11 protein-coding genes are annotated in these 10,031 nt (G+C 42.0%); 5 read left to right on the top strand and 6 right to left on the bottom strand.

The window, feature by feature from the left end:
• Positions 1 to 259 precede the first annotated feature (259 nt).
• A complete protein-coding gene (locus tag IQ242_RS08675; protein ID WP_193959684.1) occupies positions 260 to 1,090 on the top strand; it encodes a lipopolysaccharide assembly protein LapB in 831 nt (276 codons plus the stop codon).
• A gap of 22 nt (positions 1,091 to 1,112) precedes the next feature.
• Here the strand turns inward: IQ242_RS08675 and IQ242_RS08670 are convergent, their stop codons facing one another.
• The 6 genes from IQ242_RS08670 to IQ242_RS08645 form a co-directional block, all read right to left on the bottom strand.
• Positions 1,113 to 1,955, bottom strand: coding sequence for a DNA-formamidopyrimidine glycosylase (locus tag IQ242_RS08670; RefSeq protein WP_193959683.1), 843 nt, complete (start codon positions 1,953 to 1,955; stop codon positions 1,113 to 1,115).
• 86 nt (positions 1,956 to 2,041) lie between these two features.
• On the bottom strand, positions 2,042 to 3,385 hold the full coding sequence (locus IQ242_RS08665; RefSeq protein WP_193959682.1) for a cytochrome c biogenesis protein: 1,344 nt from the start codon (positions 3,383 to 3,385) through the stop codon (positions 2,042 to 2,044).
• Positions 3,386 to 3,435: 50 nt separating this feature from the next.
• Positions 3,436 to 4,164, bottom strand: a complete 729-nt coding sequence (locus IQ242_RS08660) for a cytochrome c biogenesis protein CcdA (protein WP_052277349.1) — start codon at positions 4,162 to 4,164, stop codon at positions 3,436 to 3,438.
• Between the two features lie 18 nt (positions 4,165 to 4,182).
• Complete coding sequence (locus IQ242_RS08655) at positions 4,183 to 4,545, bottom strand: VOC family protein (protein WP_193959681.1); 363 nt, start codon at positions 4,543 to 4,545, stop codon at positions 4,183 to 4,185.
• A gap of 2 nt (positions 4,546 to 4,547) precedes the next feature.
• Positions 4,548 to 5,504 (bottom strand): ABC transporter permease, encoded by a 957-nt coding sequence (locus tag IQ242_RS08650; RefSeq protein WP_193959680.1) that lies wholly within the window; start codon positions 5,502 to 5,504, stop codon positions 4,548 to 4,550.
• Entirely contained in the window at positions 5,505 to 7,238 is a 1,734-nt protein-coding gene (locus IQ242_RS08645) for a peptide ABC transporter substrate-binding protein (protein WP_193959679.1), read from the bottom strand. It lies immediately after the preceding gene.
• Positions 7,239 to 7,815: 577 nt separating this feature from the next.
• On the opposite strand from IQ242_RS08645, the gene IQ242_RS08640 reads away from it, so the two are divergent.
• The 4 genes from IQ242_RS08640 (at position 7,816) to IQ242_RS08625 (ending at position 9,836) form a co-directional block, all read left to right on the top strand.
• Positions 7,816 to 8,406: a hypothetical protein gene (locus IQ242_RS08640; protein ID WP_072924315.1), complete on the top strand. Its 591-nt coding sequence runs from the start codon at positions 7,816 to 7,818 to the stop codon at positions 8,404 to 8,406.
• 295 nt (positions 8,407 to 8,701) lie between these two features.
• Positions 8,702 to 8,977 carry a hypothetical protein gene (locus IQ242_RS08635; protein ID WP_193959685.1) on the top strand — a complete coding sequence of 92 codons (276 nt, stop codon included), beginning with the start codon at positions 8,702 to 8,704 and terminating at the stop codon, positions 8,975 to 8,977.
• Between the two features lie 92 nt (positions 8,978 to 9,069).
• Complete coding sequence (locus IQ242_RS08630; RefSeq protein WP_016514527.1) at positions 9,070 to 9,447, top strand: DUF433 domain-containing protein; 378 nt, start codon at positions 9,070 to 9,072, stop codon at positions 9,445 to 9,447.
• Positions 9,444 to 9,836, top strand: coding sequence for a hypothetical protein (locus tag IQ242_RS08625; protein WP_002791850.1), 393 nt, complete (start codon positions 9,444 to 9,446; stop codon positions 9,834 to 9,836). Before IQ242_RS08630 ends, IQ242_RS08625 begins: the two co-directional genes overlap by 4 nt.
• Positions 9,837 to 10,031: the final 195 nt, after the last annotated feature.

Genomic DNA, 10,031 nt, shown 5'->3' with positions numbered 1-10,031 from the left:
GCGGAGACACATAGTAAATTAGTAATCAAGCAAGTCAAAAGCGCGATCTGGGGGGTTACAATAACCCTCTAGGGCGACTCTACTGGCATCTAATATATTAAGAACCATGATCTTTTGACTGTCAACCTTGTCAAAACCCTTTTGAGTCTTGACCGTTTGCCCATTGTACTTAATAAAGAGCGGCCAATTCGATCAATCCCCTCATCAAATCTCCAGATTTCCATAACATTTTCCTCTCTGTCCCCTCGCACCCCAGTCTATGAAAGCCTCTCTCTCTAACCGTCGTTGGCTGTCCATCGGTCTCGTCCTGATGTTATTTGCCTTGCTGTCCTTCTCGATCATGCCGCTATTGACTTCTATTCTCCAGAGTGAGCGCTCCTCGGGCCAGAGTCATCTGTCCGCAGTCAAACAAGAGGAATTAGCCAGTCAAGCACTGGGTTATCAGATGGTTTTAGAGCGCGAACCCGATAATCAGGCGGCTTTGCGGGGATTATTAGATACTCGCTTACAGCAGGGTGATTTAAAGCAAGTGATCGAACCTTTAGAAAAATTAGCGCAACTTAACCCCCAACAATCCGATTATCTACTACTTTTGGCGGAAGCTAAACAGCAAATAGAAGACTATCCAGGAGCCACAGCCAGTTATCGCGCCCTTTTAGCCTCCCATCCCCAAGAGCTGCGGGCCTTGACTGGATTAACTAATTTATTTCTCAGCCAAAACCGCTCGATCGAGGCGATTAGTCTGGTTAAAGAGACGATTGATCGCGCTTTAAAAGCTGCTGCCGATCCCAATAATCCCGCTAGTTTAATCGATATCGTTTCCGTTCAGTTACTTTTAGGCAAAATCTATTTCGAGCAGCAAAATTATCCGGAAGCTTTAAACGCCTATAAACAAGCTCAACAGATGGATGTTAACGATTTCCGACCGATTTTGGCGGCGGCGATCGTACTAAAAGAACAGGGCAAAAATCAAGAGGCTCAACCCTTCTTTCAAAAGGCTCTCAGTCGCGCTCCTTTTGCCTATAGACAGGAGATTCAGACCCTAGCCGACGAAAACAACAAAATTCAAGCCACAGCCCCTAATCAGTGAGCAGCTTTTTTTTCCTTCTGCCCTATCCCCTTGAGACTTGACACTGGGGACAAAAATGAGAGGAGCGTCCACTTAATTTAATTCTGGCAATAGTTGCACCGCAAAGGCGACAATTTTCGCCAGTACGACCATAAACCCAGGCCATCGCCCCATAATTGCCATTAACTCCCGTAACGTGGAGAAAATCGCTAAAACTGGTTCCGCCTTCAGCGATTGCCGTTTCCAATACAGAAATAATGTTTTTTGTCAATAAGTCTATTTGCTCAATTTTCAAAAGATTGGCGGCAGTTTGGGGATGGATACCACTTTTAAAAAGAACTTCATCCGCGTAGATATTGCCAATTCCTGCGACTACATTTTGATCGAGGAGAAAAGTTTTAATCGGACGACGACTTTTTTGACAGTGACTATAGAGGTAATCGGGGGTAAAATTGCGATCGAAGGGTTCTAGTCCCAGTTTTTTGAGACCGGTAATCACGCTTTCTGGGGTTTTATCGGCGGCAATCCACCAAATTTTCCCGAAAGTGCGGGTATCGACAAAGCGCAATTCTTGCTGATTGGCAAAAAAGAAGCGTAAGCGCGTATGAATCGGCAGGGGAGTGGTATCTTTTACCCAGAGCAATTGTCCGGTCATACGCAGATGAACCCCGATACTGCTACCATTATCTAAATTGGCGAGGAGATATTTGCCTCGGCGCTGCCAATTGCTAATCGTAGTCTGAGCAATTCCTTGCAGAAAAGTTGCCTCGCAATTAGGATAGGCTAGGGTACGCTGTAATAATACTTCCCCACCGATAATTTTTTTGCCCTGGGTAACTTGATTTAACCCGCGACGCACCGTTTCTACTTCTGGCAATTCTGGCATATAAGTGATTGAACAAAATTAAGTTCTTGGTTAGGGTAGGCAAAAGGAAAAAGATAGATAAACAGAACACCAGATTAAGGTCAATTCTACTTTAACTTTAACATTTCGATGGTATCGATCAGTTCCCGTTCAAAACTGACTTGAGCGCGATTAGTTTTACCACCAATATAAAAGCGATCACCAGATTGTAAAGCCCAAATTTGGGAATGGGAAAAGTAACTCATTACCACTCCCATCATCAATAAAGCAAAACCTAAATAGACAATAGGCACTCCCGGATCTGCCTTAATTTGTAACCCGGTACTTCCCACTAATTCGACTATTTTTAGATTAACTCCATTGATGGGAATCGTCATTCCTTCTCGTACAGCAGAGGTTAAATCTCCCTTAGCATCATAGACAATTACCGTACCTTGTAGATCTCTGGTTAAAAGAGAAACTCCCTCACTAAGATCGGTTTTAGTCGGAATCCAAGTTCCCCAGATTTGTCCATTACCTTTGGTGTCTAAACTAGCCATCGGTAGCTGTAGGATCGGACTATTATTCACCTGTACTTTTACCCCAGCAATTCCCCAACTGGTTTGATAAAAAGTCACCCCTTTATGGTGCAAAGGTTGGTTAACTTGAATAGTTTTGCGATCGATCTCCTGTCCTTGATTATCGATCACCGACAAATCAGAATAAAATTGTTCTATATCACCTTTAGGACTATAATCAATCCAAAAACGATTAACTTTAATCCCCCAATCCTTAGGGAGAGAATTTTTAGATAAGGGTCCAGCTTCAATAATATTTTTAACCTGAAAACTATCGCCACTAGCTACCATTTCTTGAGCGAAAAACCCCGTTAACGCTCCCCAGATCGCTCCTGCTAAAATAATTAACATGGCTGCATGAACGATAATCGGACCGATTTTACCAATCAGACCTTTACGAGCATAAAGACTGTTATTTTCTAGAAAAACTTTGTAGCCTTTTTTTTCTAACAAGGGGGTGAGAGATTCTAGGGAACCAGTTTCTAATTCAGCACTTAAAGCTAGTTTTTGAAATTGGCGAGATTGTTGATAAAATTGCCAGTTTCTGGCCGCCTTTAAAGCGGGTAATTGTCGTCGAAAGGTGCAAGCAGTTAAACTGGAACCGAAGAGAATTAATAATGATAGATACCACCAAGTGCTATAAACATGATTTAATCCCAATAGTAATAAAAATTTCCAAGTCAGAAAGCCAAATAAAGCGGGTTTCTCAGGATAATTAGCTTGGTAAAAAGATAGAGATTGTCCCTGTTCGATTACCGTCCCAGAAATGCTAAAAATAGCGATTAAAAGTAAAAGGATAATTGCCAATCGTAGATCGGCAATAGTCTGGATAAATTTCCGTCCCCATTGAGGCGGTGTATTCTTTAAATTTGAGGAAGTTTCCGATATAGTCATAGTTAAAAGTTTTGCAATTCTAGCCAATTATCTATCATAACTCTCCACCATCACAGCAGACGGGATAATACAGAAAAAACTCCAAAACCGATTAATAAAACCCCACTGACGGGATTAATCCATCCGGACCATTGACGCAGGGAAAGAAAGCTTTTCAGCGAGGCAGTAAAAGAACCGACGATAATTAGGGGTAAAACATAGCCGGCAGTGTAGGATAACAATAATCCCCCTCCTAAGCTTAAATCTCCCGTATTGGCCACCCATGCCAATAGAGTTGCTAGAACAGGTGTACTGCAAGGAGAGGCGATTAAACCAAATGTTAAACCGAGAAGATAGGACCGCAAAATCGGGGGAAAATCTCCGGTAATCCAATCGGTAGCGCCAAGGGAGGGGAAGCGCAGGGGTAATAATTCCAAGAGGTTTAACCCCATCAAAATAGCGATCGCACTGACGATAATTGGTAAACCGATCCCCACCTGTCCATAGACTTTTCCTAGAGTAGCGGCAATTAGTCCCAATCCCGCTAAGGTGGTGGCTAATCCTAGGGAAAACCATGTGGACTGCCAAAAAGCCGCTAAACGACCTTTATTTTCGTAACCCCCGATATAAGCGACGGTAATCGGCAACATCGACAGCATACAGGGGGTAAGACTGGTGAGTAAACCGGCTAGAAAAATCACAGCAATACTGACAAAACTAAGGTGAGTTAGTTGGGAAGTCACTAAGCGATCAGCGTATTGTTCAAGGTGATAGAGTTGAGTCTGTAATTGGTCTAACATATTGGGGAATTTTTCAGGCTAAATTTGGCTCATTTCTAGGATATTACCATCGGGATCACTGACAAATAATGCCTTTCTACCCGAGGCACTCATTTGAATTGTATAACCTTGACTTTCTAGATAGTTACCCATGGCTGTCACGTCATCAATAGCGAAGGCAAGATGAGGATTGCGTCCCCACTTTTCGGGATTGGGACGGTAGTTTTGGTAATTGCTATCGACAATTAAATGAATTTGATAATCTCCCACTTGATACCAAACCCCATCGTATTGAAAAGGGCGATCAATTCTATTCAATCCTAGAACATTTTCGTAAAAGTTAATGGCTTTTTCTAGCTCGGTGACTAAAATCGCCGTGTGTAAGGATTTTGTGATGTTCATAGTTAATATCTGACTCGCGGATCGAGCCAACTATAGGTTAAATCGGCAATTAAGTTAAAGATAACAATTAAAATCCCATAGATAAAGGTAATCGCCATCACTACGGGGGTATCACTGCGGGAAATAGAATCAATTAATAAAGCACCGATACCCGGTACACGAAACACTTGTTCTGTGACTAAAGCACCGGTAAAAATTGAGGGAATATCGAGAGCAATCAGGGTGACAACGGGGATTAAAGCGTTGCGAACTATATGCTTAGTTAGGACAGAAAAATTAGTTAGTCCCTTCGCTAAGGCAGTTTTAACGTACTCTTGGTGAATTTCTTCAGTTACGGAAGAACGCACGAAACGCATCAACATCGCCCCTTGATATAAGCTTAATACGGTTACAGGCATAATTGACTGTTTAACCTGATCGATCAAACTATTAAAATCGCTGATTTTTAGGGTACTGTTATAAAAAGATGGTAGCCAGTTTAACTGCACACTAAAGATAATTATTAATAACAATCCCGTCACAAAGGTGGGTAAGGAAAAGCCAAGCAGGGAAAAAGTAGAGATGATTTTGTCTAACCAAGAATAGCGCTTGACTGCTGAAATTATGCCTAAAGGAAAAGCGATTAAAACCCCGAAAATATAGGCAATACCGACAATCCAGAGAGTTGTGGGTAAACGCTGCCAAATGAGGGTAAAAACTGGGCTGCGACTGGTGAAAGAATAGCCCATATCTCCTTGAAGAAATGCTAACAACCACTTGACATAACGCACGGGAAGGGGTTGATCTAATCCGAGACTTTTGCGAATATTTTCTCGCACCGCTTCGGTGATAGCGGGATTAGCGGCAAATTCTCCCATCGGATCCCCCGGTGCTAGGGCCAAAATGCCAAAAACCACCATACTAATAGCTAAAAGAGTGGGAATCGAAAATAATAATCTTCTCAGGAAATATTTGAGCATTTATTTACTACGCTTCCAGTCTTTGATGTTCCAAGTATTTCTATCCCAGGGAGTTAATTCAAACCCCGACAAACTCTTGCTAATTGCCACCACATCGGCACGATGAACTAGGGGAATAATCACAAAATCATTAATTAACATATCATTCATTTTAATCGCTATTTCTCTCCGTTTTTCTGGGTTTAATTCTTGACTAAAAGCTTGCCATAATTTATCGTATTCAGGATTACAATAACGAGCATAATTATCCCCGGCCCAACCATCAGCTTTTTGGGGAATTTCGCCACAGGTAAAGGTTTTAAAATAGGCTTTCGGATCGGGACTATTATTACCTGTAGTGTACATTTGTAGGTCAGCATAAAACTTTTCTACCGTGTCATCGTTAGCAGGATCGCTAGAAAAGAAAATACTGGCATCAATAGTTTTTAATTCTACTCCTACCCCGATCGCTTGTAAACTTTGTTTGATAATTTCTTGGGTTTTCTGACGAAGAGGATTGACGGTAGTTTGAAAAACTAATTTCATTTCTACCCCATTTTTATCCCTAGTACCATCATCATTACTATCTTTCCATCCCGCATCATCTAGTAATTTCTTAGCCTTTTCTAGATTAAATTCATAGCGAGTATTGGGAGAATTATATTCCGATGGCATCACAATAAAATTGGGAGTTGTTTTCCCAGTAATACCATAAAGCTGCGTGGCAATAGTATCTCTATCAACGGCTAAAGATAAAGCTTCTCTTACTTTTATATCACTCAAAAAAGGATGGGGAAACTTAATACTAGACCTCTCACCTTCAGGAGTAGCTTGATTAGGATCGCTCAAATTAAATAAAACTCGTTCAATCAAAGAACCGAAACTAGATATTAACTGACCCCGACCCACTTTTTCTAAATCACTTAAAACCTTAGCCTCTACTTGCAAATTATAGGCATAATCCGCCTCCTGTGTCTGTAAAACCGCTCTTGCCGCCGAAGTTGCATCACCTCCTCCTTTTAATTCTATTCTTTGAAAACCTAATTTATCCGCTTCTCGAAAGAAAGAATTTGGTTCATAAACCGCCGTATCTCCCGGTTTAAATTCTACCACTTTATAGGGGCCAGTTCCCACCGGTAATAAATTAGCAGGGGCCTGGCGTGCCGTTTCATTGCTATACTTTTCATAGAGATGAGCGGGTAAAATCATCCCTTCTGTCCCCACAAAAACTAATGACCACGCGGGATTAACTTGCTTAAAAGTTATTTTAACTGTATGGGGATCGATCGCTTCCACACTTTTAACTATTTCATAATTGCCAGAGCTAGTAGAACCAGTTTTCGGATTGGTAATAAAATTATAGGTAGCGATGACATCTTTGGCAGTAAAAGGAGTACCATCTGACCATTTAATATCTTTTTTTAGCTTCCATGTCACCGATTTACCATCCCGGGCAACTCCCCCATTTTCAATAGTAGGAATTTCTGCCGCTAAAAAAGGAACTAATTCCCCTTTTTCATTAAAACTAGCCAAAGGTTCTAAGGTAATGCGACTCGCTTCTGAGTCTTTAAATCCTGTGGAGAGATGGGGATTTAAAATCGTCGGTGCTTGCCAATACAAAAGTTTTAAAGTTTCTGAATTATTATTGGTCGTTGCTGGGGGATTATTAGCTGTTTGTTGACGACAAGCACTAAAAAGCAGCGTACAACTAAGGGATAAAATTAACAGGGGCAAGAAAAGCGATCGCTTAAACATTTTTAGTGACAATCAATAATTCAACAGGGTGACTTAGGTGATTCCCTACCCCACCAATAACAAGTTATCAGACATTGAGTCTTGATCTCGATCGATTAATTGATTATTTGCCTTTATCCATTCCTAGTCAAGTTAAATCGATCATGCTATGGTAGCGATGCTGTACTAGACAATAAAATTCTAGGCACGGCGACGAAATGGGTTCTTTGGTTTGTGTTATGCAATGTACGGGGGTTATAAGGGATGGAACCCTTATAGAGAAAGACGTTTGGCGATTTTTGTCAATTGTTTTTGCTCTAGAGCGAACTAATCAATTAAATCTCTTGCCAGATAAGGATTTAGTTTATTTATGCCACCCTATCGAACCATAAAAAGTAACGAAGAGCCAGAAAATCTGTATTTGGGGTGTTGTGTGGAAAAAATCCGTCTAGTATATAGTTAGTATGATCGCCATCGCCACTGTTTTGCACGAATCGTTGCCATATCCGAATTTCAAGCGGCAATGACAAATCCAGCAGAACTTGTCATTTGTGACTAGTCCATCAAGTATCAGAAGAATTTGCAAAACAAGGTAAATATGGGCGACGCAAAAAGAAGAAAGGCACTTGATCTCAACTTCGGAAAAACTGTGATTTCCGACCCACAGCTAGACAAGATTGCTAGAGCTATCTACCATGTTCGCGATAATGAACTAGCGGAACTGGGGGTCAGTCCTTATCAATCCTGTTTCTTCGTTTCTTATATGGGCATGTTGCTGATTGGACGGCGAGACTACGGAGTGGCTCTGACGAATATCTATTTAAGGACAGGTATGGAAGTAGAGTCCCCCACTTTTGGGTTTAACTCAGATCAGCACGCTGAAGCCTTCCATTGTGTCATTATTCGGGCAGCAAGAAGTGGGAACTCAAACGACAAGGCACCTGAAATCATTGATTTCAATATTGGCGCTCTCTATAGAGCTTATATTTCACAAGGTGGAACAGTATCTATTGAATATCCAGAGTGGCTAAGAGTTTTTCATGAGCTAAGACACACTTATCCAGTCTCGTATTCAAATCCTTCAATAGAGGCTGAAAGAGCTAGATATCAGAAAATTGAGCAGGATGACACTATCGAAACCGCTCAATTGCTTGCAAAGCGTGCTGCTGCCGTCTTGAGAGATCTATAAGAAAAAGCCTCGTAGGTTGGGTTGAGCGAAACAATACTGAGGCAAAAATAGCTTAATTCGCTTGAAAAAGCGAAACCCAACCACCCCAAAGGTTACTCTTTGTTGGGTTTCCTTGCGTCAACCCAACCTACAATAATTGCTTGCCCGGATTGGTACTTCATGAACTGGCAGAACGTTAGCCGTAGGGTGCGTTCCCTAATGTGGCTCCTACCGCTCCACTAGCAGTAGGCTAATCTGGCTAACACGCTTTTGGGCGTGATATACGGAAAAGTTACAGCAAAAAAGGAGGTTTATTATGGCTGAACGATTAGCAGTTGATGTTTCACAAACTTATGAAAGTGGATTTCTTGGTAGGCGAGGAGACGATAAATTTCCTTGTACCGGAGCAAGAATAACACGGGTGGAATTCCACAAAGAGGTTTCCAAACACCGTATTACTCCCTTTGATGATGGCATAGGACGGGGTGACGCTCACACAAATGATACTGAACTGCCAGATGTTGGAGTTCACTACTGGCTAGATGCAGGAACGAGGCTGAAATACATTTTGAAGGTCTGGGTTGAGGATTAAGGATTTTGTGAATCAGTCGTTAGGGGGCGTTGGTTCCCCTTGCTTTTTTTGTGCGCTACTATGGAATTAAATGATTAAAAGCTAAGACTGCTATGGCACTGGCATCGAATGGACAAACAGCTATAATCCGCACAGAGCGAGGGCTTACAATTGCGGATACTCGTATTACTCTGTATGACGTAATGGATTATCTCAAAGCTCAGTATCCACCCAAGTTTATTCGTGATGCCTTCAATTTTACAGATGCTCAGATTCATGCTGCCCTTTCCTACATTGAAACACATCGAACAGAAGTGGAAGCGGAATATCAGGAGGTTTTAAAGACTGCCGCAGAAACTAAACAATTTTGGGAAGAGAGGAATCGCGAACGTTTTGCTCGGATCGCTGCTACTCCTCCTCGTCCAGGCTATGAAGCGGTTAGAGCTAAACTTCAGGAACGCAGAGCAAAGCGGGAAGCGAAGAAGCAATGATTGTTCTGGCTGATTACAACTTGAATCGGCAGGCAATTCTGATCTCTGGAAGTCTTGTTGTTAGCGGGTTATTAGATCTCGCTCTAATTCGGTTGAGGACATTTGAAGACGTTGGCTTACCCGCAGACAGCAATGATCGAGTAGTTTGGAGATTTGCCCAAACCAACGGGATGCTCTTACTTACGGCAAACCGGAATGCGAAGGGTGAAGACTCGTTGGAACAAGTAATGCGTGAAGAAAATCAACCGACTTCATTTCCGATCATTACGATTGGCGATCCGGATAGGGTCAATGAATCTGACTATCGAGAACGCTGCGTTGAAAGGCTTGTAGAAATTGTGATCGATATCCAAGACTATATGGGGGCTGGTCGGTTGTTTATTCCATAAGGTGATTGGCGCATCATATCTGTTGGTGACACAGCATAATTGGAACGTTAGACTGCTCCCACTGTCAGTTTGACATCCTCGCCGCCCTAAAAGTGCGGCGATTCCTAAACCTCACGATTTAAGTTTCTGCTTCCACCACCGTCGCATACCACAGTTAAAAAACCATGTACTGTCTTACACAGAGTCCACAGACTT

This window comes from Microcystis sp. LEGE 08355 (assembly GCF_015207185.1).
Lineage (GTDB): Bacteria > Cyanobacteriota > Cyanobacteriia > Cyanobacteriales > Microcystaceae > Microcystis > Microcystis panniformis.
Note: the sequence above shows the minus strand (reverse complement) of the source record. Positions and strands in the feature narration are given on the sequence as shown.

Coding starts and splice junctions, on each gene's coding strand:
- IQ242_RS08675 (WP_193959684.1), top strand. CDS start 260: ATGAAAGCCTCTCTCTCTAACCGTCGTTGGCTGTCCATCGGTCTCGTC.
- IQ242_RS08670 (WP_193959683.1), bottom strand. CDS start 1,955: ATGCCAGAATTGCCAGAAGTAGAAACGGTGCGTCGCGGGTTAAATCAA.
- IQ242_RS08665 (WP_193959682.1), bottom strand. CDS start 3,385: ATGACTATATCGGAAACTTCCTCAAATTTAAAGAATACACCGCCTCAA.
- IQ242_RS08660 (WP_052277349.1), bottom strand. CDS start 4,164: ATGTTAGACCAATTACAGACTCAACTCTATCACCTTGAACAATACGCT.
- IQ242_RS08655 (WP_193959681.1), bottom strand. CDS start 4,545: ATGAACATCACAAAATCCTTACACACGGCGATTTTAGTCACCGAGCTA.
- IQ242_RS08650 (WP_193959680.1), bottom strand. CDS start 5,504: ATGCTCAAATATTTCCTGAGAAGATTATTATTTTCGATTCCCACTCTT.
- IQ242_RS08645 (WP_193959679.1), bottom strand. CDS start 7,238: ATGTTTAAGCGATCGCTTTTCTTGCCCCTGTTAATTTTATCCCTTAGT.
- IQ242_RS08640 (WP_072924315.1), top strand. CDS start 7,816: ATGGGCGACGCAAAAAGAAGAAAGGCACTTGATCTCAACTTCGGAAAA.
- IQ242_RS08635 (WP_193959685.1), top strand. CDS start 8,702: ATGGCTGAACGATTAGCAGTTGATGTTTCACAAACTTATGAAAGTGGA.
- IQ242_RS08630 (WP_016514527.1), top strand. CDS start 9,070: ATGGCACTGGCATCGAATGGACAAACAGCTATAATCCGCACAGAGCGA.
- IQ242_RS08625 (WP_002791850.1), top strand. CDS start 9,444: ATGATTGTTCTGGCTGATTACAACTTGAATCGGCAGGCAATTCTGATC.